The 23,369-nt window shown below is 75.0% G+C and carries 24 protein-coding genes; 10 read left to right on the top strand and 14 right to left on the bottom strand.

The features are described 5' to 3' along the window. From DLJ47_RS26215 to DLJ47_RS26205, 3 genes are all read right to left on the bottom strand, one after another. Positions 1–704, bottom strand: a 704-nt coding sequence (locus DLJ47_RS26215; RefSeq protein WP_146228200.1) for a lytic polysaccharide monooxygenase auxiliary activity family 9 protein, incomplete at its 3' end; no start/stop codon positions are given. Between the two features lie 123 nt (positions 705–827). After that, positions 828–1,283, bottom strand: coding sequence for a GNAT family N-acetyltransferase (locus tag DLJ47_RS26210; protein WP_109903772.1), 456 nt, complete (start codon positions 1,281–1,283; stop codon positions 828–830). Positions 1,284–1,429: 146 nt separating this feature from the next. Further along, entirely contained in the window at positions 1,430–1,690 is a 261-nt protein-coding gene (locus tag DLJ47_RS26205) for a Prokaryotic metallothionein (RefSeq protein WP_109903770.1), read from the bottom strand. Positions 1,691–1,959: 269 nt separating this feature from the next. On the opposite strand from DLJ47_RS26205, the gene DLJ47_RS26200 reads away from it, so the two are divergent. Both DLJ47_RS26200 and DLJ47_RS26195 read left to right on the top strand, forming a co-directional pair. Beyond that, the gene (locus DLJ47_RS26200) at positions 1,960–2,706 is read left to right on the top strand and encodes a lytic polysaccharide monooxygenase (RefSeq protein ID WP_109903768.1); all 747 of its coding nucleotides are present in this window, start codon (positions 1,960–1,962) and stop codon (positions 2,704–2,706) included. Further along, a complete protein-coding gene (locus DLJ47_RS26195; protein WP_233258026.1) occupies positions 2,691–3,344 on the top strand; it encodes a DUF305 domain-containing protein in 654 nt (217 codons plus the stop codon). Before DLJ47_RS26200 ends, DLJ47_RS26195 begins: the two co-directional genes overlap by 16 nt. Positions 3,345–3,464: 120 nt before the next feature. Here the strand turns inward: DLJ47_RS26195 and msrB are convergent, their stop codons facing one another. After that, a complete protein-coding gene (gene msrB / locus DLJ47_RS26190; RefSeq protein ID WP_109903766.1) occupies positions 3,465–3,869 on the bottom strand; it encodes a peptide-methionine (R)-S-oxide reductase MsrB in 405 nt (134 codons plus the stop codon). Between the two features lie 47 nt (positions 3,870–3,916). Between msrB and ligD the strand changes: the two genes are divergently transcribed. Then, the gene (gene ligD / locus DLJ47_RS26185; protein ID WP_109903764.1) at positions 3,917–4,948 is read left to right on the top strand and encodes a non-homologous end-joining DNA ligase; all 1,032 of its coding nucleotides are present in this window, start codon (positions 3,917–3,919) and stop codon (positions 4,946–4,948) included. A 32-nt stretch (positions 4,949–4,980) separates the two neighbouring features. Here the strand turns inward: ligD and DLJ47_RS26180 are convergent, their stop codons facing one another. Next, entirely contained in the window at positions 4,981–5,274 is a 294-nt protein-coding gene (locus DLJ47_RS26180) for a hypothetical protein (RefSeq protein ID WP_146228199.1), read from the bottom strand. A 252-nt stretch (positions 5,275–5,526) separates the two neighbouring features. Between DLJ47_RS26180 and DLJ47_RS26175 the strand changes: the two genes are divergently transcribed. From DLJ47_RS26175 to DLJ47_RS26160, 4 genes are all read left to right on the top strand, one after another. Continuing rightward, positions 5,527–8,733, top strand: coding sequence for an ABC transporter permease (locus DLJ47_RS26175; RefSeq protein ID WP_109903760.1), 3,207 nt, complete (start codon positions 5,527–5,529; stop codon positions 8,731–8,733). Between the two features lie 43 nt (positions 8,734–8,776). Continuing rightward, the gene (locus tag DLJ47_RS26170) at positions 8,777–11,485 is read left to right on the top strand and encodes an FtsX-like permease family protein (RefSeq protein ID WP_109903758.1); all 2,709 of its coding nucleotides are present in this window, start codon (positions 8,777–8,779) and stop codon (positions 11,483–11,485) included. Position 11,486: 1 nt separating this feature from the next. Continuing rightward, complete coding sequence (locus DLJ47_RS26165) at positions 11,487–12,482, top strand: ATP-binding cassette domain-containing protein (protein ID WP_109903756.1); 996 nt, start codon at positions 11,487–11,489, stop codon at positions 12,480–12,482. 67 nt (positions 12,483–12,549) lie between these two features. Then, the gene (locus DLJ47_RS26160) at positions 12,550–13,281 is read left to right on the top strand and encodes an ABC transporter ATP-binding protein (RefSeq protein ID WP_109903754.1); all 732 of its coding nucleotides are present in this window, start codon (positions 12,550–12,552) and stop codon (positions 13,279–13,281) included. A 67-nt stretch (positions 13,282–13,348) separates the two neighbouring features. Here the strand turns inward: DLJ47_RS26160 and DLJ47_RS26155 are convergent, their stop codons facing one another. Further along, positions 13,349–13,882 (bottom strand): hypothetical protein, encoded by a 534-nt coding sequence (locus DLJ47_RS26155; protein ID WP_109903752.1) that lies wholly within the window; start codon positions 13,880–13,882, stop codon positions 13,349–13,351. Between the two features lie 99 nt (positions 13,883–13,981). Then, positions 13,982–14,434: a GNAT family N-acetyltransferase gene (locus DLJ47_RS26150; protein WP_109903750.1), complete on the bottom strand. Its 453-nt coding sequence runs from the start codon at positions 14,432–14,434 to the stop codon at positions 13,982–13,984. 73 nt (positions 14,435–14,507) lie between these two features. Here DLJ47_RS26150 and DLJ47_RS26145 point away from each other — a divergent pair, with 73 nt between their 5' ends. Next, a complete protein-coding gene (locus DLJ47_RS26145; RefSeq protein WP_109903748.1) occupies positions 14,508–15,020 on the top strand; it encodes a potassium channel family protein in 513 nt (170 codons plus the stop codon). On the opposite strand, the gene DLJ47_RS26140 is transcribed toward DLJ47_RS26145, so the two are convergent. Both DLJ47_RS26140 and DLJ47_RS26135 read right to left on the bottom strand, forming a co-directional pair. Beyond that, positions 14,947–16,506, bottom strand: a complete 1,560-nt coding sequence (locus tag DLJ47_RS26140) for an alpha/beta hydrolase (RefSeq protein WP_233258027.1) — start codon at positions 16,504–16,506, stop codon at positions 14,947–14,949. The two genes, DLJ47_RS26145 and DLJ47_RS26140, sit on opposite strands and share 74 nt — an antisense overlap. Before the next feature lie 54 nt (positions 16,507–16,560). Further along, a complete protein-coding gene (locus DLJ47_RS26135) occupies positions 16,561–17,673 on the bottom strand; it encodes an ATP-dependent DNA ligase (protein WP_109903744.1) in 1,113 nt (370 codons plus the stop codon). A gap of 136 nt (positions 17,674–17,809) precedes the next feature. Between DLJ47_RS26135 and DLJ47_RS26130 the strand changes: the two genes are divergently transcribed. Together DLJ47_RS26130 and DLJ47_RS26125 are read left to right on the top strand one after the other, a co-directional pair. Then, entirely contained in the window at positions 17,810–18,022 is a 213-nt protein-coding gene (locus tag DLJ47_RS26130; protein ID WP_109903742.1) for a hypothetical protein, read from the top strand. A 72-nt stretch (positions 18,023–18,094) separates the two neighbouring features. Beyond that, positions 18,095–18,598, top strand: coding sequence for a DUF1990 family protein (locus DLJ47_RS26125; RefSeq protein ID WP_109903778.1), 504 nt, complete (start codon positions 18,095–18,097; stop codon positions 18,596–18,598). A gap of 183 nt (positions 18,599–18,781) precedes the next feature. Here DLJ47_RS26125 and DLJ47_RS26120 read toward each other — a convergent pair whose 3' ends face one another. From DLJ47_RS26120 to DLJ47_RS26100, 5 genes are all read right to left on the bottom strand, one after another. Further along, the gene (locus DLJ47_RS26120; protein WP_109903740.1) at positions 18,782–19,693 is read right to left on the bottom strand and encodes a DNA-3-methyladenine glycosylase family protein; all 912 of its coding nucleotides are present in this window, start codon (positions 19,691–19,693) and stop codon (positions 18,782–18,784) included. A 269-nt stretch (positions 19,694–19,962) separates the two neighbouring features. Then, positions 19,963–20,613: a COG4315 family predicted lipoprotein gene (locus tag DLJ47_RS26115; RefSeq protein WP_109903738.1), complete on the bottom strand. Its 651-nt coding sequence runs from the start codon at positions 20,611–20,613 to the stop codon at positions 19,963–19,965. Positions 20,614–20,821: 208 nt separating this feature from the next. Next, complete coding sequence (locus DLJ47_RS26110) at positions 20,822–21,607, bottom strand: anti-sigma factor family protein (RefSeq protein WP_109903736.1); 786 nt, start codon at positions 21,605–21,607, stop codon at positions 20,822–20,824. Then, positions 21,604–22,296, bottom strand: coding sequence for a sigma-70 family RNA polymerase sigma factor (locus DLJ47_RS26105; RefSeq protein WP_088995274.1), 693 nt, complete (start codon positions 22,294–22,296; stop codon positions 21,604–21,606). Before DLJ47_RS26105 ends, DLJ47_RS26110 begins: the two co-directional genes overlap by 4 nt. A gap of 83 nt (positions 22,297–22,379) precedes the next feature. Continuing rightward, entirely contained in the window at positions 22,380–23,237 is an 858-nt protein-coding gene (locus DLJ47_RS26100; protein ID WP_109903734.1) for a spermidine synthase, read from the bottom strand. Positions 23,238–23,369 lie beyond the last annotated feature (132 nt).

The raw sequence follows: 23,369 nt of genomic DNA, 5'->3' as shown, positions 1-23,369 counted from the left end.
GTGGTGGGCCCGCCGCCACCGGAGAAGTCGACGTCGCTGCACAGGTAGTACGACTGGTCGAGGTGGCTGGCCTGCCAGATGGTGTACACGATGTGCCGGCCGGTGCGACCCGGCGCGTTCGCCGGGATCTCGATGGAGACGCCGCTGGTCTCCGGCTTCCACTGCGACGCCGGGGTGTTGCCGATCTGGCCGACCAGTTCCAGGTCGTCCCAGCCGAGCGGCTCGGTGAGCGCGTCGAAGCCCTGCCGGGTCACGTACACCCGGATGTAGTCGGCGCCGTGGCTGGCCTGGTCGTACAGGCGGACCCGGAAGCTGTTCGACACCGGCGTGGTCTTCCAGGCGCCGACCGTGTCGAGCGCGTTGTACCGCCCGCCCTCGGTACGGCCGCCGCTGCACAGCTGGCCGTTCGGGATGGCCGCCTGGTGGTTGCCGGCGACGCCCTCGCGGAACAGGCCGTTCCAGTTCCACATGGCGTTCGGGTTGGCCTGCCAGGCCTGCCAGCACATCGGGTCCTCGGTGGCCATCCGGGGATTCTGGAAGTCGCTGCCCCAGCGCTGCCAGCAGCCGTAGTTGCGGGAGGCGGGGTCGACCACGGAGCCGTGTGCGGAGACCGGGTTGGCCAGTGCCGTGGTCAGCAGGAGGACGGCGGCCGCCGCGACGGCGAGCAGCCACAGGACGCGTGGTTTTCGGAGCTGAGTGGACAAGGGGAGCCCCCAGGGCAGAGGTCGGACGACGACGCCCGGACGGCCGGGAGTTGCCCCTCCCGGCGCTCGCGTGGCTCCCGTGGCTCTCGTGTGGGCCTGCCCGGCAGGCTGCCACACCGATCGTCAGCCGTCAATCGACTCCCGGCGCATCGGGGTGTGCGGGATACCGTCCTCGACGTACTCCGGCCCGCTGACCGTGAAGCCGTGCCGGGCGTAGAAGTCGACCAGGTGGGACTGCGCCTCCAGCACGCAGGGCCGGTCGCCGACCTCGGCGAGCGCCGCGGTCATCAGCCGGCCGGCGTGGCCGCCGCCGCGGGCCTCCGCCGCCACCACCACCCGGCCGATCCGGGCCACGCCGTCCGGGTCGGCCAGGATCCGCAGGTACGCCAGCGGCACCCCGTCGTGCTCCAGCCAGAGGTGTCGGGTGCCGGGCTCGACGTCCCGGCCGTCGAGTTCCGGGTACGGGCACCGCTGCTCGACCACGAACACGTCGATGCGCAGCCGCAGCAGGTCGTGGAAGGTGCGGGCGTCCAGGTCGGCGAACCGGGCGGCCCGGACCTCGATACTCAACGACGGCATCCCGCGATCCTAGTTCCGCCCCCACCCACCCGCGGGGGTGATCCTTGATCGTCTGATCCTGGGCAGGGCGATCTCCGGCGGGTCGCCCGGCTACCGGACAGACGATCGTGAGTGCCGGGGGCGCTGCGACAACCCGGGACGACCCGTCAGGCGGGGCGGGCGCCGACGGTGTCGCGGATCTCGGCGCCCTGGGCGCCCTCCTCGGCCCGGGCGCAGTGGGCGCAGCAGAAGAAGCGGCCGGAGACCTCCACGCCGTGGCCGATGATCTTGATCTGGCAGTGTTCGCAGATCGGGGCGAGCTTGTGCGCCGCGCACTCGAAGCAGTCGAAGGTGTGCACGTCGCCGCTGACCGTCCGCACCTCGAACGCCATCCAGTAGTCGTTACCGCAGACCTCGCAGGTTGCCACGACAGATCCCTCCGAACTCGACCGTTTCCTCCAGCGTGCGGCACCAGCCGGGTGGACGGGACGAAACGGGTGAACGAGGCCCGGCCGGCGGCGTGTCGCTCCCGGCGTGTCGGCGTGCTGGCAGCCGGCACCTCGCCAGCCGTCCCGCCACGGCTCGTGAGAAGTTGAGCGACGTCGATGATTTTATCGACAGGAGTCTTTACTGTTAACAAGGTTTAATTTACGTTGTTGGCACACCACCGCAGGCCCGAGCCGAGGGAGTTGCCAGCATGCGTCGAAGAATCACCGTCCCGCTCGTGGCGGCGGGCGCCGTCGCGTCCTCGCTCGCCGTCGCCGCCCCCGCGCAGGCGCACGGCTACGTCTCGTCACCACCCAGCCGGCAGGCGCTCTGCGCGCAGAACCGGGTCCCGGACTGCGGCCAGATCAAGTACGAGCCGCAGAGCGTCGAGGGCCCGAAAGGGCTGCGCAACTGCCACGCCAACATCGCGCACTTCGCCGTCCTCAACGACGACAGCCGGGGCTGGCCGGCCACCTCGGTCGGCAGTTCGGTGACCTTCACCTGGGTCAACACCGCCCGGCACGCCACCAGCAACTGGGAGTACTACATCGGTGGCACCCGGATCGCCGTCTTCAACGGTGGCGGGCAGCAGCCCGGCTCCACCGTGTCGCACACCGTCAACCTGGGCGGCTACTCGGGCCGGCAGAAGGTCCTCGCGATCTGGAACATCGCCGACACCGCCAACGCCTTCTACTCCTGCGTGGACCTGCAGATCGGTGGCGGTGGCGGCCCGACGCCCAGCCCTACGCCGACCCCGCCGCCGACCGCGTCGCCCACCCCGACGCCGACGTCGCCCACCAGCCCGCCCGGGGCGGGCGGCAGCTGGACGGCCGGTCGCGCCTACCAGGTCGGTGACCAGGTCACCTACAACGGCCAGAGCTACCGCTGCCGGCAGGCGCACACCGCCCTGCCCGGCTGGGAACCGCCGAACGTGCCGGCGCTGTGGACCCGGATCTGACCGTACGGGTGCGGCCCGTGCCCGCGTGCGCCGCACCCGCCACCGCCCGACGGGGCGACCGGGCCACCGGCCGGCGTCGCCCCGCGGGCATCGCCGCGCTGCTCGGCCTGCTGCTGGTCACCGGCTGCGCCGCCGACCCCGCACCGCCACCGGCGGGCGCCCCCGCGCCCGTCGGAACGGCGAGCGCCGCCGTCGGCGGCCTCGACGTGGTGTTCCTGACCATGATGGTGGCGCACACCGAGCGGACGCTGGAGATCGTCCGGCTGGTGCGGGACCGGCTGACCGACGGCGAGCTGCGCACCCTGGTCGCCGCGATCGAGACGACCGAGTCGGACGAGCTGGCAACCATGCGCGGCTGGCTGCGGGCCGCCGACCCGGCCGCGACCGCCGGCCGGCACGACCACGCCGGGCACGCCGACGCCGCCGACCTGGACAAGCTGCGCTCCGCCACCGGGGCGGACGTCGACCGGGTGCTGCGCGAGGTGCTCTCCGCGCACCAGCAGGCGGCCGCCGACCTCGCCCGGGCGCACCGGGCGACCGCGGTCGCCCCGGAGGTGGCCGACCTCGCCCGGCGCGTCGAGCAGTCGCGCACCGCCCAGGTCGAGCTGATGGCCCGGCGGCCGGCCGCCGACCGGTGAGCCGCGAGTCACCCGACCCCACGGCGGGAGGCGGCGGCGTGGTCGGGGCCGGTCGCGGCGAGCCGGCGTACGTCGCGGCGGCTCACCCGCACCGACCAGCCGACCCGCGCCGGCCGCCGGTCAGCGCGGCTCCAGCCGGATGGAGACCGAGTTGACGCAGTGCCGGGTGTCCTTCGCGGTGAAGCCCTCGCCCCGGAAGACGTGCCCGAGGTGGCTGTCGCAGCGGGCGCAGCGGATCTCGGTGCGGACCATGCCGAGGCTGCGGTCCTCGATCTCCTTGACCCGGCCCGGGATGGCGTCGTCGAAGCTCGGCCAGCCGCAGTGCGAGTCGAACTTGGTGTCGCTGGCGAAGAGTTCCAGCCCGCAGGCCCGGCAGTGGTAGACGCCTGGCGTCTTGGTGTTCACGTACTCGCCGGTCCACGGGGCCTCGGTGCCGGCCTCGCGCAGCACCCGGAACTCCTCGGGGCTGAGCCGGACCCGCCACTCGTCCTCGGTGCGGGGCAGTTCGGTGTCGTCGAGACTCACCCGCCAACGGTACGTCGGTCGTCGGACCGGTGGCATATGGTCGCGCAATGGGTGGCACGAAGGCAGCGGCCGAAGAATTCGACGTGGCCGGGCACACCGTCCGGCTGACCAGCCCCGACCGGGTCATCTTCCCGCAGCGCGGCTTCACCAAGGCGGACGTCTTCCACTACTACCTCGGCGTCGGCGACGGGATCATGCGCGCCCTGCGCGACCGCCCGACCACGCTGCAACGCTTCCCCGAGGGCATCGAGGGCGAGATGTTCTTCCAGAAGCGGGTGCCGGCCCGGGGCGTGCCGCCGTGGGTGGCGACCGCCGAGATCAGCTTCCCGAGCGGGCGGAAGGCGGCCGAGCTCTGCCCGGCCGACCTGGCCCACGTGGCCTGGGCCGCGCAGATGGGCACCGTCGTGTTCCATCCGTGGCCGGTCCGGGCGGCCGAGGTCGACCGCCCCGACGAGCTGCGCGTCGATCTCGATCCCCAGCCCGGCACCGACTTCGCCGACGCGGCCGCCGCCGCGGGTGAGCTGCGCGGCATCCTCGACGAGCTGGGCGTCACCGGCTGGCCGAAGACCTCCGGGGGCCGGGGCGTGCACGTCTACCTGCGAATCCAGCCGCGCTGGACGTTCGTCGAGGTGCGCCGGGCCACCATCGCGCTGGCCCGCGAGCTGGAACGCCGCCGGCCGGAGCTGGTCACCACCGCCTGGTGGAAGGAGGAGCGCGGCACCCGGGTCTTCGTCGACTTCAACCAGATGGCGAGGGACCGCACCATCGCCTGCGCCTACTCGCTGCGGGCCAACGCCCGGGCCACCGTCTCCACCCCGGTGGGCTGGGATGAGCTGCCCGACGTCGACCCGGACGACTTCGACCTGCGTACCGTGCCGTCCCGGTTGGCCGAGCGGGGCGATCCGCACGCCGGCATCGACGACGCGGCGTGGGACATCACCCCGCTGCTGGAGTGGGCCGAGCGGGACGCCGCCGCTGGCCAGGGCGACATGCCCTACCCGCCCGACCACCCCAAGATGCCCGGCGAGCCGAAGCGCGTCCAACCCTCCAAGGACCGCGACCGCCCCCGCGACTCGTGACCGCCTGACCGTCAGCGGATTGGAGCGGGGCTTCAGCGGGGGGCGGCGAAGCTCTCGACGGCGGCCTTGGCGGTGCGCAGGTCGGCACCGGTCAGCTTCCGGTACGCGGCGATCGCCTTGATCTTGTCGCCCCGGGCCAGGTGTTCCCGGACCTCCACCGGCACCGGGTTCGGATCCTGTACGCCCAGGTGGTCCATCACGAGCTGCAGGCGGCGCTCGATCTGCCCGAGCCGGTACGCCGTGTGCGACTGCTGCGGGGTGCGGGCCAGCAGCGCGATGAGCAGCGCGACGATGCCCAGCAGCAGGACGGTGAGGGGAGTCTCCATGCCGACCATCCAAGCAGCCCGGGATCAGCGCCCGGCGCACCCGCTCCGGCGCCTCGACGACCGCCGCGGCCCCGACCCGGGCGGGATCCGCCCAGGTCCGAAATGCGCCGTCGCGGCGTCTCCCGGGCGGGCGGGTGAGCCGGCCGAGCCGGGAAGCGTCGGGTAACGATCAAGTAACGGCCGCGAACCTTTCCCGACCCGTCGCCGCTTTAGCTGTTCGTCGGCCCGACGGGGGCCAGGGGAGGACGTCGGATGAAGCTGGTGTGGAGGCGGGCCCGAGCGGCGCGGGGTCTGCTGGCCGCCGCCGTGGTGGCGGCACTGGTCGCGGTCGCGTTGGTCACCGGGCTCTCCGACTACAGCCGTCGGGCGGTCGAGGCGGGGCAGCAGGCCCTGCTCGCCCGGGCACCGATGGAGGAGCGCAGCCTGCTGGTGACCGGCTCCGGTGGCAAGGACGTCGCCGAGTTCACCACCCGCGACCAGGCCATCCGGGACGGTTTCGCCGCCGCCCTCGGCGACGCCCCGTTCGCGGTCACCGGGGCCCGCTACGGCACCGGCCGGGAACTCACCGGCGACCTCGGCCCGGTGGTCCGGACCGACGACGACCCGATCTTCGCCAACCTCGCCACGCTGGACGACCTGCCCGCCCACGCGGACCTCACCGGCGGCGCCTGGCCCACGGCCGGGGCGGTGCCGGCGCAGGTGACGCTGCCCGAGAAGGTCGCCGGCGCGCTGGGCCTCACCCCGGGCGCTCGGGTGCCGCTGCGCGACCGGGCCACCGAGCGGTCCAGCGAGGTGGTGCTCGCCGGCACCTGGCGACCGCGCGACACGACCGACCCGTACTGGCAGCTGGCACCCGGGGTGGGCGCGGGCAGCAGCGCCGAATCCGGCAGCTCGTACGGGCCGTTCGTGCTGGACCGGGCCGACTTCGAGGCGACCTTCCCGGGCTCGGTCTCGGCGTCCTGGGTGGTCGAGCCGGATCTCGTGGCGGCCGGCATCGGCCGCCTGCCCGCGCTGCGCAAGGCGTTGACCGAGGCGGTGGCCGAGGTGCCCGAGGCGGCCGACCTCGGCTCCTCCGCCCGCACCGTCACGTCGATGGAGCGGCTGATCGACCGGATCGCCCGGGCCGACCTGGTGGGCCGCTCCGCGCTGGCCACCCCGCTGCTGCTGATCGTGGTCCTCGGCGGGTACGCGCTGGTGCTGGTCGCCGCGCTGCTGCACGAGGACCGGCGGGGCCAGACCGCGCTGCTGCGCGCCCGGGGCGCCGCGCGCCGGCAGCTGGCCGGCCTCGCCGCCCGCGAGGCGACCCTGGTTGTCCTCCCGGCCGCCCTGCTCGGGCCGCTGCTGGCCGGCGAGGCGCTGCGGCTGGTGGGCACCGGCGGGCCGGCCGGGCTGAGCACCGTCGGTGGCGGCGGCACGCTGGTCTGGGCGGCGGCGTCCGCGGCGGCCGCCGGGTGCCTGGTGGCCATGGTCGCCCCGACCCTGCGCGGCTCCGGCACGTACGTGGCCGACATGGCCGCCCTGTCCCGGCCCACCCGCTCCGCCACCGTGCAGCGGGCCAGCCTCGATCTGGCGCTGGTCGCGCTCGCCGTGCTGGCCTGGGTCCAGTTGCGCCAGTACTCCTCCCCGTTGACCGGCGCGGCCGGCCGGCTCGGGCTCGACCCGCTGCTGGTCGCCGCGCCAACGCTCGGCGTGCTCGCCGGCGCGGTGGTCGCGTTGCGGTTGCTCCCGCCGGCCACCCGGTTCGCCGAGCGGTTCATCGACCGCAAGCTGTGGACGGCGACCATGTTCGGCATGTGGCAGGCCGGCCGCCGCCCACACGCCGGGCCGGTGCTGCTGCTCGCCCTCGCCGTCGGCGGCAGCACCCTCGCCTGGTCGCTGGTCGCCACCGGCGAGCGGTCCCACCTCGACCAGGCCGACCACACGGTCGGCGCCGACCTGCGGGTGGTCGAGCGGACCGGCGGGGTGCCGGTCGAGGCCACCGGGCAGCGCGCCGGGGAGATCGCCGCGCTGGCCGGCGCCGACCGGACGCTGCCGGCGTGGCGGGACGAGGTGCGCCTCGGCCGCAACGACCTGCCGGTGACCGTGGTGGCACTCGACGCGGCCGCCGCGGCCGACGTGGTGCGGCTCGACGAACGGCTCGCCGAGGTCGCGCCGCCGGCGCTGTACGACCGGCTGGTCAGCCGGCGGGCCGCCCCGGCCGGGGTCGAGCTGCCCGCCGGCACCCGGAAGCTCACCGGGACCGTCAGCACCCCGGTCCAGAAGGCGGTGCGCCCGCACGAGATCGCCGTGTCGGTCCTGCTGAGCCAGGGTGACGGGCTGGCCTTCCGGCTGCCGGTGGCCACCGGCGGCAGCGACGGCCGGGCCGTCCCGTTCACCGTCGAGCTGCCGGAGACCGGCGGCACCCTTCGGCTGGCCGGCTTCGAGGCCGACGGCGGCGACGCGGCGGGCCGGTCGTACGGGCTGGTGGTCGACGACCTGAAGCTGGTCGGGGCCGACGGCACGGCGCGACCGGCGGAGCTGACCGGCACCTGGGCGGCCACCAGCGGCCTGCTGGGCGACCGCGGTCCCGCGTCGGTGACGCCGACCGGGCTGACCGCCGAGCACGCGGTCGAGTACCTCGCCGGCGGCCGGTTCGCCTTCCAGCCGCCGTCCCGGTTCGCCGTGGTGCCCGACGACGACAATCCCCCGGTGCCGGCGCTGATGACCCCGGCCGTACGGGAGGCGCTGAGCCTGCGGGAGGGGGACACCTACACCCTCGCGCTCTCCGGCGTGTCGGTGCCGATCGTCCTGGTCGGCGAGGTGGAGGCGCTGCCGTCCGCCGCCGGTGCCGGCGTGCTGCTCGACCTGCCCGCGGCGATGGACTGGCTGGTCCGGGAGCAGGGCGCGGTGCGGCCGGTGCCGGAATGGTGGGTGAGTACCACCGCGGGCGGGCACGACGAGGCGGCCCGGGCCGCCGCCGAACTGCCCGGCACCACCGTCCTGGACCGGCGCGAGGTGGCCGCGGAGGCCGCCGACGACCCGTACTGGCAGGGTGCCCGGACCGGGCTGCTCGCCGCCGCCCTCGGCTCCGTGCTGCTCGCGCTGGTCGGCCTGGTGGTGGACGTCTGGGCCACCGCGCGGCACCGGTTGACCGAGTTCGCCGTGCTGCACACCCTCGGCGCGAGCCCACGGCTGCTGGCCCGGGCGCTGCTGGCCGAGCAGACCTTCCTGGCCGGCATCGGCGTCGGCGTCGGCCTGCTGCTCGGCGCGGCGGTCGGCGCGACCATGGCCCCGCTGGTCATCCTCACGCCGGCCGGTGGCCGGCCGGTGCCCGAGGCGGCGTTCGCGCTGCACTGGGCGCCGATCGGGGCGACAGCGGTCGGCCTCCTGCTGGCGGCGTTGGCCTTCAGCGTGTTCATCGCGCTCGGCATCCGGCAGCGGGTGGCGGCGGCGCAGTTGCGGATCGGGGGAGAGCGGTGACCGGGCGGAACGGACTGACCAGCGAGTGTGGGGAGACGGCGCGATGAGCATCGGCGCGGCCATCCGCCGGGTCCGGGCGCACGGCGGGCAGTTCCTGCTGCTGGCGATGTTGACCCTGGTCGTCTCGCTGCTGATCAGCGGGGTGCCCCGGGTGGTGAACCGACTCGCCGAGCAGGGGCTGCGGGAACACCTGGCGGGCCAGCCGGCGGCGATGCGGGACCTGACCTACAGCACCGAGCCGCTCACCGCCGCTCCCGGCGCGACCAAGCTGGTCGAGGCCTACCAGCGTGAGTTGGACACGCTCCAGGCCGGCATGCCGCCGGCCGTGCGGGACGCGGTGGCGCAGCGCTGGTACCTCGCCGAGTCCGCGGAGCAACGGGTGACCGGTCCACACCTGGCGGCGAAGAACCTCCTCGTCCACCTCACGCTGCGGACGATGCCTGGTGTGCCGGAGGCGTCCCGGCTGACCGAGGGCCGCTGGCCGGAGGAGCGGTGGGGGGCCGGCCAGCCGGTGCAGGTGGCGTTGAACACCGACGTCGCCCGGCGGCTCAACCTGAGCGTCGGTAGCCGGCTGAACATGGCCACCGGAAGGCCGGGTGACACCACCCCGAGGTTGCCGCTGACAGTGGTGGGGCTGTTCGAGCCGATCGACCGGTCCGACGGGATCTGGGACAACCTGCCGTCCGCGCTGGAGGTGGTGGAGCCGCCCGGCGACGCCCAGCCGTTCATCGCCGTCGGCCTGGTCAGCGCCGACGCGCTGGACAGCCAGGCGCTGGCCGGAGTGCCGCTGCGGTTCAGCTGGCGCTACCGGATGGGCGCCGACGGCATCGACGCCCGGAAGCTGGACCAGTTGATCGACAGCATCGAGCAGATGAAGCGGGAGACTCCGCCGAGGCGGAACCTCGTGCAGGGGCTCGACATTCCGCTGCGGGAGTTCGCCGCCGCGCTGACCGCCGCCCGGACCCTGCTCGCGGTGATCGCGGCCGGCGTACTGGCCACCCTGGCCGGGCTGGTGGCGCTGGCTGCCGCGCTGAGCACCCGGCGACGGCGCGAGGAGTTCACCCTGCTGCGTGCGCGCGGCGGCTCCGCGACCGCCGGGGCCCGGCGCAGCCTGGCCGAGTCGCTGCTGGTCATTCCGGCCGCCGCGGCGGCGGGCTGGCTGCTCGGCACGCTCGTCCCGGGTCCGCCCGGCAACACCTGGCCGATCGCCGTCGCGGCGGCCGCGCTGCTCACCGTCGTGCTGCCGATGGCCACGCTGGTCGCCCCGGTCGGCGGCCCGGGTCGACGCGACCTGATCCGGGTACGCCCGTCCGCGCGCCGGCTCACCGTCGAGGTGTTCGTGCTGCTGCTGGCCGCGCTGGCCGCCGTCCTGCTGGTGCGCCGGGGGTTGACCCCCGGCGACGTCGACCCGTTGCTGGTGTCGGTCCCGGTGCTGCTCGCGGTCGCCGCGGCGGTGCTGGCGCTGCGCGCGTACCCGTGGCCGTTGCGGCTGGTCAGCCGGCTCGCCGCGCGGACCCGGGGCAGCGTCGCGTTCCTCGGCACCGCGCGGGCCGGCCGGTCGGTGGTGGCGGCCCCGCTGGTCGTGGTGGTGCTGGCCATCGCGACCGCGGCGTTCTGCGCGGTGGTCGCCACCGGCATCGAGGCCAGCCGCGACCGGACCGCCAGCCGGACCGTGCCCGGCGACGCGCTGATCCGCGGCGACCGGCTCGCCCCGGACACCGGCGACGCACTGGAGCGGCTGCCCGGCGTGCGGGTCGCCGCCCCGGTGCTCGACGAGCCGGCGCAGCGGCCGGCGACGGACGCGGTCGGCACCGAGGCCCGGATGGACGCGGCGACCGTGCTGTTGGTGGACGGTCCGGCGCTGGCCCGGCTCACCCGCTCGGCCGACGTCGACGTGACGGTGCCCGCGGCGCTGCTCGCCCCGGCCGGCCAGGACGGCCCGCTGCCCGCCGTGGTCTCCCCGGCGGTCGCCGCGGACCTGGCCGAGGCCGGGCTGGCCGACTCCGCCTTCGTCACCGTGCAGGGCCAGCGGTACGAGTTCCGGGTCGCCGACCGGACGGAGAGCTTCCCGCTGCTGCGGCCCACCAACGACCGGTTCGTCATCCTGCCGTTGCAGTCGCTGCCGCGCCGCGACTACGACCCGGTGCCGACCAGCTTCCTGGTCGCCGGCGAGAAGCTGGACGCCGAGGCGCTGCGCCGGGTCGGCGACGAGGGCCAGACCCGCTACCAGACCGGCGGCGCGGTCACCGGCCGCGAACGCCCGCGCGGCGTCGAGGTGCTCACCTGGGCGGACGTCCGTCGCCAGGTGGGCGAGGGCGGGGCCAACGGGGTGCTGGTCTTCGGGTTCGTGGCCGGCGCGGCCGGCGGCACGGTGCTCGGTCTGCTCGCCATCGCGTTCTGCGTGCTGGCCGGCGCCCGGGCCCGGGGGCAGGTGCTGTCCCGGCTGCGCACCCTCGGGCTGTCCCGCCGGCAGTGGCGGGGCCTGCTGCTGGTGGAGCTGGCGCCGCTGGTGGGCGTGTCGGTGCTCACCGGCGCGCTGGTCGGGGTGCTGCTGCCGGTGCTGCTCACGCCCCTGCTCGGTTTGTCGGCCTTCACCAGCGGCGCGCCGGTCACGGTGGCATTCGAGCCCGGCCTGGTCGCCGGGGTCGTCGTGCTCGGGGCCGTCGCGCTTGGTTTCGCGGTCGCTGTCGAGACCCTGAACAACCGCCGGCTGCGCCTCGGTGAGGTGCTCCGGCTCGGAGAGGAGAGTTGAGATGACCGCTACCGCCCAGACTCCGACGGTGCCGGACCTGGCCGCCCTCCAGGCGCGGGCCGCCGAGCGTGCGGCCGAGCGGGCCGGCGGCCAGCACCGGCTGCGCGGGCACATCGTCTGCGACGGCCTGGTGCGCATCTTCAAGACAGAGGGCGTCGAGGTGGTCGCCCTGCAGGGCCTGGACCTGGTGATCGACCGGGGTGAGCTGGTGGCGATCGTGGGCGCGTCCGGCTCCGGCAAGTCCACCCTGCTGAACATCCTCTCCGGGCTGGACACCCCGACCGCCGGCATCGCCCGGGTGGGCGACTACGACCTGCTCGACCTCTCCGCCCGCCGGCGGCTGAGCTACCGGCGGCAGATGGTCGGGTTCGTCTGGCAGCAGACCGGCCGTAACCTGCTGCCGTACCTGACCGCGCTGGAGAACGTCGAGCTGCCCATGCAGCTGGCGGGGCGCGGTGGCCGGCGGGCCCGCCGACAGCGGGCCCGTGAACTGCTCGACATGGTGGGCGTCGGGTACTGCGCCGACCGCCGGCCCGGCCAGCTCAGCGGTGGCGAGCAGCAGCGCTGCGCGGTGGCGGTGGCGGTGGCCAACGACCCCGAGGTGCTCTTCGCCGACGAGCCGACCGGCGAGCTGGACGAGGCGACCGGCGCCGAGGTGTTCGCCGCGCTGCGGACCATCAACGCCGAGCTGGGCGTGACCATCGTCGTGGTCACCCACGACCACGCCGTGGCCGAGCAGGTCCGCCGGACTGTCGCGATCCGCGACGGCCGCACCGCCTCGGAGGTACGCCGGACCGCGCGGATCGGCGCCGACGGCAACACCGAGCTGGTCGCCGAGGAGTACGCGGTGCTCGACCGGTCCGGCCGGATGCAGCTGCCGGCGCCCTTCGTCGAGGCGCTGTCGCTGCGCGACCGGGTCCGGCTCAACCTGGAGCCGGACCACGTGGAGGTACGCCCGGGCGACCGCGCCCGGAACGAGCGGGAGGCGGGGGCATGAGCGAGTGGATCATCGGATTCGGCGCGACGCCGCCGGGTGGCGGCGCGCGGCGGAGCGGAGTGGCGGCATGAGCGAGGACGTCGTGGTGCAGGGCCAGGCCGCCGGCGGGAGCGCGGTGACGACCGACGAGGTGGTCCGGGTGGAGGGGCTCAGCCGGACCTTCGGGCGCGGCGAGCACGCCGTGCACGCCGTCCGGGACGTCTCGTTCCGGGCCGGCCGCGGCGAGCTGGTCGCCGTCCGGGGCCGCTCCGGGGCGGGCAAGACCACGCTGCTGAACCTGGTCGGCGGGCTGGACCGGCCGAACGCCGGCCGGGTGGTGGTGGCCGGGCACGAGGTGACCAGCGCCGGCGAGCGGGAGCTGCTGGAGCTGCGCCGGGGCACCATCGGGTTCGTCTTCCAGACCTTCGGGCTGGTCCCGATCCTCTCCGCCGCCGAGAACGTCGGGGTGCCGCTGCGGCTGGCCCGGGTGCCGGCGGCGGAGCGGGAGGAGCGGGTGGCCGTGCTGCTGGAGCTGGTCGGCCTCGGCGGGCACGCGGCCCAGCGGCCGTACGAGCTCTCCGGCGGCCAGCAGCAGCGGGTGGCGGTGGCCCGGGCCCTGGCCAACGAGCCGGACCTGCTGATCGCCGACGAGCCCACCGGCCAGCTCGACTCGGAGACCGGCCGGTCCATCATGGACCTGCTGCGCGCGGTGGTGCACGCCCGGGGGATGACCGCCCTGGTCGCCACGCACGACGCCGCCCTGATCGACCTGGCCGACCGCGTCCTCACCCTGCGCGACGGCCACCTGGTCGACGACTGAGCCGCGGCGGGTTCGCACCGGCCCACGGTGCGAACCCGCCGTCCGGCCCGGCCCGGTCCGTCCGGTCTCAGTCCTGGCAGCGGCGCCGGTGGTAGGCCGCGGTGAGGGCGAGCAGCAGCGGCCCCCACAGCAGCAGCGGTGCGTAGCAGACCGCCACCAGTGCGAACCCACCCGGCGTGAAGCCCGTCACGTCGCGCAGCACCATGTTCACCGCGGCGTACCCCCAGATCAGGATGAGCGCGACGGCGCCCGCGGTGGCCGCGGTGACGGCGAACGCCGGCGGCACCCGCCGGCCGCCGACCAGCGGCAGCCAGCGCGGGAAGGTCTCGCCCCACGGCCGGACCAGCCCGATCGCGAGCAGCGCGAGCGCCTCGGAGAGCACGCTCAGCGACACGATGTAGACGGCCAGCCAGCCCCGGATCGGCCCGTCCACGCCCACCGTGCCCAGCGGTACGCCGGCCACCAGCGCGATGCGCCACAACCCGGACGGGAGGGTGAGCAGCGGGATCAGGTGGGCGGTCCGCACCGCCCACCGGGGGGCCGGCCGCCCGTCCCTGGGATGGCGGGACGGGGCGGGGGCGACGGCGGTTGCGCTGGTCATGACGGACTCCGTTCCTCGGCGACCGTTCCAGCCTCGCCGGCCGAGGAGGGCCGGACACCCCGCCGCCGGGGGAACCACCTCCCCGCCGCGGGGGAGCCGTCAGAGCGGCAGCTTCATGCCCTCGTGGCTGGCGACGAAGCCGAGGCCCAGGTAGAAGCGGTGCGCGTCGTGCCGGGTCTTGTCGGTGGTGAGCTGCACCAGCGCGCAGCCCCGCCGCTTCGCCTGGTCGATCGCCCAGATCATCATCGTCCGGCCGAGCCCCTGGCCGCGCCGGTCCGAGCGGACCCGCACCGACTCGATCAGCTGTCGCTCTGCGCCGTGCCGGCCGAGCCCGGGGATGTAGGTCAGCTGCATGCAGCCGAGCAACTCGCCGCCGGCGTCGGCCACGATCAGCTGGTTGCGCGGGTCGGCGGTGATGTCGGCGAACGCCTTCTCGTACGCCGCGTCCACCTCGGCGTGATCGCGCGCCTTGCCGAGCACGTCGTCGGCGAGCAGGGCGACGATGGCGGGCAGATCGGCCCGGACCGCCTCCCGGAAGATCACTTCGCTCATGCCCCGAGCCTGGCACAGCGACCTGTGCCGATGGGCGGGCACCGGTTGCCGCCACCGGGCAACATGATGCGACATGGACGCCCTGCTGCTGCCGTTCCGGTGGATCTACCGGGGGCTGGTCTGGTTCGCCAACTCGCCCCGGACGCTGATCACCTCGTACCTGCTGATGATCGTGGTGGCCGGCGTCATCTACGGCGAGGTGGAGAATCGCAGCCCCGCCGACGCCGTCTGGTGGGCGGTGGTGACCGCCTCCACCGTCGGCTACGGCGACATCTCACCCACCAGCTGGGCCGGCCGTACCCTGGCCGCGCTGCTCATCTCCACCATGGTGCTGCTGGTCATCCCGCTGATCACCGCGCACTTCGCCAGCCAGCTCATCGTCGACGACGACGCCTTCGAGCACGAGGAGCAGGAGCAGCTCAAGGCCGACGTACGCCGGATGCGGGCGTTGCTGGAGGAGATCGCCACCCGGCACGGCATCGAGCTGCCGGACCTGCCGGCGGAACGCCCGGTCAGCGGGCCGGGCAGCGCAGCCCCGCCCGGGGAACGGTCAGGTCGATCAGGTAGGCGTCCACGGCAGCGGTGATGCAGGCGGTCTGCGGATAGGCGGTGTGCCCCTCGCCCTCCCAGGTCAGCACCCGGCCCACCCCGAGCATCGCGGCGAGCGCCCCGGTCTGCTCGTACGGGGTCGCCGGGTCGCCGGTGGTGCCGACCACCACGATCGGCGGCGCCCCCTCGGCCCGACCCGTCGGGTAGGGGTCGCGGCCACCGGGCCACTCGGTGCAGGAGAGCATGCCGACGGCGAGCGCCGGGCCGAACAGCGGGTACTTCTCCCGCCACTGCGACTGCAACTGGCGGATCCGCTCCCGGCTCGGCTTCTCCTCCTCGTCGGCGCAGTTCACCGCCAGGTTGGCGTCGAAGAGGTTCGTGTAGTGGCCGTCCTCCTCGCGGCCGGCGTACGCGTCGGCGAGGCGGAACACCTGCTCCGGGTCGCCGCCCTCCAGCCGTTCGATCGCCCGGGCCAACTCCTGCCACCCGGACTCCGTGTAGAGCGAGGAGATCACCGCGTAGAAGACCCAGCCCGGGGTCGCCTCCCGCCCGTCGGTGCCCCGCACCGGGGAGACCCGTGCCTTGTCGATCGCCGAGGTGACCGCGGCCCGGGCGTCCGGGGCGATCGGGCAGCGCCCGGCGTTGGCGGCGCACCACCGGGTGAAGTTGTCGAACGCCCGCTCGAAGCCCTTGGCCTGGCTCTCCGAGCCGGCGATCAGGCCCAGCTTCGGGTCGACCGCGCCGTCCAGCACCAGGGCGCGTACCCGCTGCGGGTAGAGCTGGGCGTAGGTGGCGCCGAGCAGGGTGCCGTAGGAGTAGCCGAGATAGGTCAGCTTGTCGTCGCCGACGGCGGCGCGCACCGCGTCCATGTCCCGGGCGGCCTGCTCGGTGCCGTAGAGCGGCAGCTGGTCGCCGTAGCGCTCGCCGCAGCCGCGCCCGATCCGCTGGCTGAGCGTCACGAACCCGTCGAACGCCGACTGGCTCTCCGGATCGGGGTCGTAGCCGAAGCTGGCGTCCAGGTCGGCGTCGGAGATGCACTTCACCGGGCTGGACCGGGACACCCCGCGCGGGTCGAAGCCGACGATGTCGAAGCGGTCGGTCACCGACGCCGGCAGGCCGCCGAACGCCGGGCCGAAGGAGAGGTAGACGGCGGTGTCCACACCGGAGCCGCCCGGGCCCCCGGGGTTGACCAGCAGCGAACCGATCCGGTCGCGCTGCTTCGTGGAGCGGGCCCGCAGCAGCGCGATCTCGAAGGTCTCGCCGACGCCCGGCCCGGCGGTGGCCCCGGTGCCGGCGCCCCAGTTGCGCGGCACCGCGATCCGGGCGCACTCGTAGCGCATGCCCGGGGCGCCCCGCCCGACCAGGTCCTCGGCCACCTCCGGGCAGGCCCGCCAGGTCGGCGCGGTGCCCGGCGCGGCGGCCCCGTCGGTGTCCGTACGCGGCGCGAGCGCCGGGAGGGTGCAGCCGGCGGCGATCAACGCGGCGCCGACCAGCCCGGCCAGGGTGAGCCGGAACCGGCGGATCCGGTCGGAAGTGCGGGTCACGAGCGAGCCTCCGTGATCGGGTCGACGGCCAGGCTACGCGGAGCCAGCGGCGGACCCGACGGTCGCCGCCGGGTCACCGCGCAGCACCTGGTCGACGTCGAACCGGATCGGGCGGTCGAGCTGGTCGTAGCCGCAGGAGCGGGGGTCGCGGTCGGGCCGCCAGCGGACGAACTGGGCGGTGTGCCGGAACCGGTCACCCTCCATCGCGTCGTAGCCGACCTCGACCACCAGGTCGGGACGCAGCGGCTCCCACTCCAGGTTCTTCGTGCCGGTCCACCGGCTGACCCCGCCCGGGATCCGCTGGCCCCGCTCGTGGTCGCCGTGCACCCACGGGTGCTCGGCGCCGGCGTCCCGGTAGGGCGCCAACTCGTCCAGCAGCTCGGCCCGGCGGGCCATGGTGAACGACGCGCACACCCCGACGTGGTGCAGCACGCCGGCGTCGTCGTAGAGGCCGAGCAGCAGCGAGCCGACCACCGGGCCGGACTTGTGCCAGCGGAAGCCGGCCACCACCACGTCGGCCGTGCGGGCGTGCTTGACCTTGAACATCAGCCGCTTGCCCGGCTCGTACGGCAGGTCGGCCGGTTTGGCGATCAGCCCGTCGAGGCCGGCGCCCTCGAAGACGTCGAACCAGCGGTGCGCGGTGTCCGGGTCGGTGGTGATCTGGGTGACGTGCACCGGCGGGCGCACCCCGGCGAGCGCGGCCTCCAGCCGGGCCCGCCGTTGCGGGTAGGGCGCATCGAGCAACGTCTCGTCGCCGAGCGCGAGCAGGTCGAAGGCGACGAAGTCGGCCGGGGTGGTCTCGGCGAGCAGCTTCACCCGGGAGGCGGCCGGGTGGATGCGCTGGGCCAGCAGCTCGAAGTCGAGCCGGGGCTGGCCGCCCGGCCCGTCGCGGCGGATCACGATCAGCTCGCCGTCGACCACGCACCGCTCGGGCAGCTGCCGCCGGGCCTGCTCGACCACCTCGGGGAAGTAGCGGGTCATCGTCTTGCCGCCCCGGCTGGCCAGCTCGACCTCGTCGCCGTCGCGGAAGACGATGCACCGGAAGCCGTCCCACTTCGGTTCGTAGGTCATCCCGGCGGCGGCGGGGATCTTCGGGACGCTCTTGGCCAGCATCGGCTCGACCGGCGGATTGATCGGCAGCTCCACGGCGACCAGTCAACCAGACGGCACCGACAACGGTGAGGCAGATCACCGCCGGTACGCGGGCGGCGTGTCCGCCCCCGTCCCCCATCCGCCCCGCCGGCCGAATCAGATAACCGCAGCTCAGAGCTACTTTCGCGGGGTGTCCGAGTGGGTCTGCGGGTGTTGTGGTCGCTGGCGGGTCACCGTCGAGTTGATCCGGGGCCGGTACCGCTACCGGCTGGTGCACCGCTACCCGCGGCAGTTCGGTGGCGGCAAGAACGTGCTCGGCGAGGCCGGTTCGGTGGCCGAACTGGAGGAGCTGCTGCGCCGGCGTACCCCCCTCGAACTGGCCGACCTGCGCGAGGCCGCCTGAGACGCACGTTCCCGGCGGGCGAGCCCGGCGCGCCCGTAGGCTGGCGGTGATCCGTCGAGCCTGGGGGTGCACGTGTCGGCACTGACCTATCCGCACGTCGGCGCCACCCGGGACGGCCGGCTGCCGGCCGGCTGGCGGCACGTGCGGCACCGGGTCCGGCTGCCGGACGGCGCTTTCGCCGCCGCCGGCGCGGCAGTGCTCTCCTGGCGCGTGCACCGGTCCGCCGGGATCCGGATGGACACCGACGCCGCCCGCGCCGAGCCCGGGGTGCGGGTCGTCTCCCGGCTGGGCGTCGGCCCGCTCCGGATGGCCGCGCCCTGCCAGGTGGTCTGGGCCGTCGACGACGCGGACCGGGCCGGCTTCGGGTACGGCACGCTGCCCGGGCACCCGGCGCGGGGCGAGGAGGCGTTCGTGGTCGGCCGTGATGCCGTCGGCCGGGTCTGGTTCGAGGTGGTGGCGTTCAGCCGCCCCGGCGGGTTCCTCATGCGCGCGGCCGGTCCGGCCGGCCGGCTCTTCCAGCACGCGTACGCCTGGTGGCTGGGGCGCACTTTGCGCCGGCTCTGCGCCCGCCGCTGACACCGCCGCGACGGCTCGCGCCGGTGCGCGTGATCTTGCCCCCGGCCGTGGCCCGCCCGGTCCGCCGTGGCCGCCCGACCCGGGTCCGGGTCGGCAGCGGCCGCCCGCACCTGTCGCCCGGGACCAGCCGCCCGCACCGGTCGCCCGGGACCAGCCGTCCGCACCGGTCGCCGGAGCTGGCCGTCAGAACCGGGCGAAGGAGCGGATGGGGGCGCGGGGACCGAACTTCGGTGCCTGGACGCCTCCGGCCTCCAGCAGCACGCAGACCCGACCCCGGTGCCCGCGGAACGGCTCCAGCAGGGCCAGCATCCGGGCGTCGTCGCCACGCGGCTCCCCGGCCAGCGCCCAGGCCACCGTGTTCGGGATGTGGTAGTCGCCGACGCTGACCGCGTCCGGGTCGCCGTACGCCACCCGGACCACCTCGGCGGCGGTCCACGGGCCGATGCCGGCGATCGCGGTGAGCCGGCGGGTCGCCTCGGCGGCGTCCGCGCACCGCTGCAACCGGTCCGCGGCGGCGGCCGCGCGGCGCAGCGTCTCGGCCCGGCGCTGCTCCACCCCGAACGGGTGGAACACCCAGTAGGGGGTGGCCGCGACGGCGGCCGGCTCCGGCGGGAGCAGCAGCGGCAGCGGGCCGGGCGCCGGCTCGCCGAAGTGGCGCACCGTCGCCGCGTACGCCCGGTAGGCCTCCTTGCCGGTCACCTTCTGCTCGAAGACCGCCCGCAGCAGCCGGGGGAAGACCAGCCCGGTGGCCGGCATCCGCAGCCCCCGGTGCTGCGCGGCCAGCCGGGCCACCACCGGGTGGGCGGCGGCGAGCGCGGCGAAGCCGGTGAGGTCGTCGCGCAGCCCGGCCACCGCGTCCGCCCGGTCCACCAGCCAGTCGGCGCCGGGGCCGTACCCCTCGGCGACCAGCTCACCGGCGGCCGGACGCAGGGACAGGGTGGCCGGCCCGACCGGGGTGCGGGCGGCCCACCAGAAGGCGCCGTCCGCGATCCGGGCGCACGGGTCGTACGGGCTGAAGGTGAGCGCCCGCACCGACGCGGCCAGCCGGTAGCCGGCCGGCGGGCGCAGCGCCCGGCGCGCGGTGGGTTCGGTCACCGGGACATGCTGCCACGGCCGGTCCGGGTGACACACGGCACCGCCGACGCGCGTGGCGTCGGCGGTGCTCCCTCCGACAGTGGGCCGGCCGGAATGCCGACCGTGGGTTCGGGAGTGCCGGTGGGCAGCGCCTGCTGGCGTCGGCGCGCCACCGACCCGGGCCCGCTCCCGGTTCGCCCGGACCGGCGACCGGTGCCGCCGACCCGACCGACGACGGTGACCGGCCGCGCCCTCCCCGGCTGCGACCGGCCACCGGGCCCAGGAGTGGGTCAGTACGAGTAGCCGGAGTCGCCGCCCTGCGCGCCCTGGTCGTCCGAGGGCGGGGCCACCGGCTTCGGCGTGCCGGTGGGCAGGCAGGTCAGGTTCTTCTTGCCGTCCGGCGCCACCACGAACCAGGTGCCACCGACGCCCTGGCCCTTCCACTGGCCGGGCTTCTTGTCGCCGATGTAGCGGTAGAGCGGCCAGCCGTCCAGGGTGATCTGCCGGGTGCCGTCCTGCCGGGTCACGGTGCCGACCTTGTCGTCGGAGACGCCGTTGAGCTGCGGGTTGCCGTCGGTGAGCGCCGGCGGCCAGACCTCCGCGCACTTGTCGACACAGTTGGACGCCGCCGGGTCGTTGGTGTCCTTGTCGAAGCGGTACAGGATCCACCCGTCCTGGTCGGTGACCACGCTGCCCATCCGGGCGACCTTCTTGCCGATGAGCCGGTCGGTGAGTTCGACGTCGGCGGGCGGCGGCGCGTCGGCCACCGGGGCCTCCGCCGATGCCGACGCCTCCGGTTCAGCCGTCGCGGTGGGCTCGGCCGCGGCGACGGCGACCGGCTCGGCCGCGCTCTGGTTCGCCCCGTCGTAACCCGCGGGAGCGCAGGCCGTAAGTGCGACCATCGCGCTCGCGACGATGACGGTCCGCTTCATCTGTGCCACGTGCCCTCCTCATGCTTGGCAGTTCACCGGGTAATACGGCACGAGGGCTGTCAAGGTTGAAATCGGATCCGTGGCCAATTTCACAAGGAATGGTTGAACCGGGCGCGCTCCGGATGCGTGTGCGCCATCGACGATCGCCATTTCCGAAAAACCAACGACCGATCGGCGCCGGCCATTGTCGCTGGCCGGCGCCGATCGGCGTCCACGGTCAGACCGGTACGGTCACCAGCGGGCTGGCTACCCCGTTCGCGTCCACCGACTGCACCTGGAACTGCTTGATGTCGTCGACCGGCGTCGAGGTGGCCGCCGACAGGGTCAGCAGCTGCGGGTTGGTGTTGGTGCCGTACCCGCCGCCCGGCACCGACCAGGTCGAGATCACCTCGGTGGTGGCGTTCTTGCGCACCACCACCAGCCGGCAGATCCGCGGCCCGGGCAGCCGGGAGAGGCTGAAGTTGACCCGGGTGCCGAATTCCTTGGACACCACGAAGAACGTCGACTTCACGCCGGTGCTCGGGTCCACCACGTCGTGCCGGTCGCCCTCCTCCTCGTTGCCGCCGAAGCCCGGTTCGTTCGGGCCGGCGGAGCGCGTCCCGTCCGGCGGGGTGGGCGGGGCGCCGGTGGTCGGCCCGGCGATCACGTCCGGCGGGGCGTCGTCCCGCTCGACCACGCTGGCGAAGCCGATCCCGGTCAGGCCGCCGAGCACCACCACGGCGGCCGCGGTGGCCAGCAACTGCCGGAACCGGGTACGCCGCCGGTCGGCCCGGACCGCCACCAGGGTGCGGTCCAGCAGCGCCGGGTCGGTCTGCGTCTGCTCCAGCGCGGACATCGTCTCGCCGTCGATGCCGGAGAGCAGCCCGACCACCGGGACCATGGTCTCCAGCTCCGCGGCGCACGCCCAGCAGGTGGCGAGGTGCTCCTCGAACCGTTCGGTGTCCTGCTCGTCCAGCACGCCCAGCGCGTACGCCGCGACGTCCATGTGGTCCGCCCGGCTCATTCCGTCACCCCCCGTTCCTGCAGAGCCGTGCGCAGCGCGCGCAGCGCGTAGTAGACCCGCGACTTGGCGGTGCCCAGCGGAAGCCCCAGCTCCTCCGCCGCCTCGGGCACCGTCCGGCCCCGGAAGTACGTGGCCACCAGGATCTCCCGGTGCGACTGGCTCAGCGTACGCAGCGCGTCCGCCACGGTCATCGTGCGCAGCACCCGGTCGGTGCTGTCCGCCTCGGCGAACGCGGTCAGGTCCCGGTCGTACGTCTCGGCGGGCCGGGCCTGCTCGCTGCGGTGCTCGTCGATGGCGATCCGGCGGGCCACGGTGACCAGCCAGGGCCGCAGCGACCCCTGCCCCTGCGCCCCCAGCCGGTGCGCGTTGCGCCAGGCCCGCAGCAGGGTCTCCTGCACGATGTCCTCCGCGCGCTGCCGGTCCCCACCGGTCAGCCGCATGACGAACATCAGCAGCGGGCCGGCGTGCTCGGCGTAGAGCAGCCGGATCAACTGGTCGGAGTGAGCGGCCTCGGACGACGCCGCCTGGTGGCGTCCCGGCGCCGGTCGCGGCGTCACCGGGTCATTCTGGCGAGGCGACGGGCGGGCGTCGACCCCACGTGCGGACCGGGTCGAGCGCGACTGGGACCGCGCCGACATCCAGTCCGCCCGCACCGAGTCGCCGTGCCAGCCGACCGCCACCGCATGCATGCAGACCTCCGGGTGTCCGATGACATCGGCCCTCCCCCCACGGGCATGGCCGCCCGGTGGTACGCAGCGCCGGGCCGAACGGATCAACGGCGGACGGAAAAAATCCCGGGCGGTGGCGGCGTCGAGGCGGTGGCGCCGGCGTCCCGCACCACCGGGGCGCCGCCGACGAAGCGGTCCAGTTCCGCCCCGGCCAGCACCCGGCCGGGAAACCAGTCCCCGGCGGCCCGCCGGGTCAGCTCCGGCACCGGCGGCTCCACCCGGCCGGCCACCAGCACCAGGTTGCCGTAGCGCCGCCCGCGCAGCACGGCCGCGTCCCCGACCAGGCAGGCCCGGGGCAGCACCGAACGGACCGTGGCCAGCTGGCCGCGGGCGTACCGCAGCGGCGGGCCGTCGGCGACGTTGGCCAGGTACCAGCCCGCCGGCCGCAGCACCCGGGCCACCTCGGCGGCGTACTCGACGGAGGTCAGGTGGGCCGGGGTCCGGGCACCGGCGAAGACGTCGGCGACCACCAGGTCACAGCTGGCCTCGCGGGTCCCGGCCAGCACCGCCCGGGCGTCGGCGACCCGGACCCGCAGCCGCGGGTCGGCGCGCCACGGCAGCACCCGCCGGACCAGGTCCACCAGCGCGCCGTCCACCTCGACCACCCGCTGGGTCGAGCCCGGGCGGGTGGCGCTGACGTACCGGGGCAGGGTCAGCGCGCCGCCACCCAGGTGCAGCACCCGCAGCGGGGCGCCGGCCGGCGCGACCAGGTCGATCGCCGCGGCCAGCCGGCGGACGTACTCGAACTCCAGGTGGGTGGGGTCGGCCAGGTCGACGTGCGACTGCGGCGCGCCGTCCAGCAGCAGGGTCCACGAGCCGGCCCGGTCCGGGTCCGGCGTCAGTTCGGCGAGCCCGGTGTCGACCTGTTCCACCACCCGGTCCCCGGCCCGCCTGCGCCCCATGCCGCCCAGTATCCCGGCGACCCGCCGCCGGCCGTCCCGTACCCCACCCGCGCGGCCTCGCCCGCTTGATCGACTCCGTTCGCGGGAACCCGGGGTGTCCCGGCCGGTCGGATACGCCGACGTCCCGCATCC

It is taken from the genome of Micromonospora sp. S4605 (assembly GCF_003176715.1).
Lineage (GTDB): Bacteria > Actinomycetota > Actinomycetes > Mycobacteriales > Micromonosporaceae > Micromonospora > Micromonospora echinaurantiaca.
This window is presented reverse-complemented; position numbering and strand designations above follow the sequence as displayed.

Excerpts from the sequence above, each read along its gene's own strand:
- DLJ47_RS26210 (WP_109903772.1), bottom strand. The coding sequence starts at position 1,283 with ATGCCGTCGTTGAGTATCGAGGTCCGGGCCGCCCGGTTCGCCGACCTG.
- DLJ47_RS26200 (WP_109903768.1), top strand. The coding sequence starts at position 1,960 with ATGCGTCGAAGAATCACCGTCCCGCTCGTGGCGGCGGGCGCCGTCGCG.
- ligD (WP_109903764.1), top strand. The coding sequence starts at position 3,917 with ATGGGTGGCACGAAGGCAGCGGCCGAAGAATTCGACGTGGCCGGGCAC.
- DLJ47_RS26180 (WP_146228199.1), bottom strand. The coding sequence starts at position 5,274 with ATGGAGACTCCCCTCACCGTCCTGCTGCTGGGCATCGTCGCGCTGCTC.
- DLJ47_RS26175 (WP_109903760.1), top strand. The coding sequence starts at position 5,527 with ATGAAGCTGGTGTGGAGGCGGGCCCGAGCGGCGCGGGGTCTGCTGGCC.
- DLJ47_RS26170 (WP_109903758.1), top strand. The coding sequence starts at position 8,777 with ATGAGCATCGGCGCGGCCATCCGCCGGGTCCGGGCGCACGGCGGGCAG.
- DLJ47_RS26165 (WP_109903756.1), top strand. The coding sequence starts at position 11,487 with ATGACCGCTACCGCCCAGACTCCGACGGTGCCGGACCTGGCCGCCCTC.
- DLJ47_RS26160 (WP_109903754.1), top strand. The coding sequence starts at position 12,550 with ATGAGCGAGGACGTCGTGGTGCAGGGCCAGGCCGCCGGCGGGAGCGCG.
- DLJ47_RS26155 (WP_109903752.1), bottom strand. The coding sequence starts at position 13,882 with ATGACCAGCGCAACCGCCGTCGCCCCCGCCCCGTCCCGCCATCCCAGG.
- DLJ47_RS26150 (WP_109903750.1), bottom strand. The coding sequence starts at position 14,434 with ATGAGCGAAGTGATCTTCCGGGAGGCGGTCCGGGCCGATCTGCCCGCC.
- DLJ47_RS26145 (WP_109903748.1), top strand. The coding sequence starts at position 14,508 with ATGGACGCCCTGCTGCTGCCGTTCCGGTGGATCTACCGGGGGCTGGTC.
- DLJ47_RS26110 (WP_109903736.1), bottom strand. The coding sequence starts at position 21,607 with ATGAGCCGGGCGGACCACATGGACGTCGCGGCGTACGCGCTGGGCGTG.
- DLJ47_RS26105 (WP_088995274.1), bottom strand. The coding sequence starts at position 22,296 with ATGCATGCGGTGGCGGTCGGCTGGCACGGCGACTCGGTGCGGGCGGAC.
- DLJ47_RS26100 (WP_109903734.1), bottom strand. The coding sequence starts at position 23,237 with ATGGGGCGCAGGCGGGCCGGGGACCGGGTGGTGGAACAGGTCGACACC.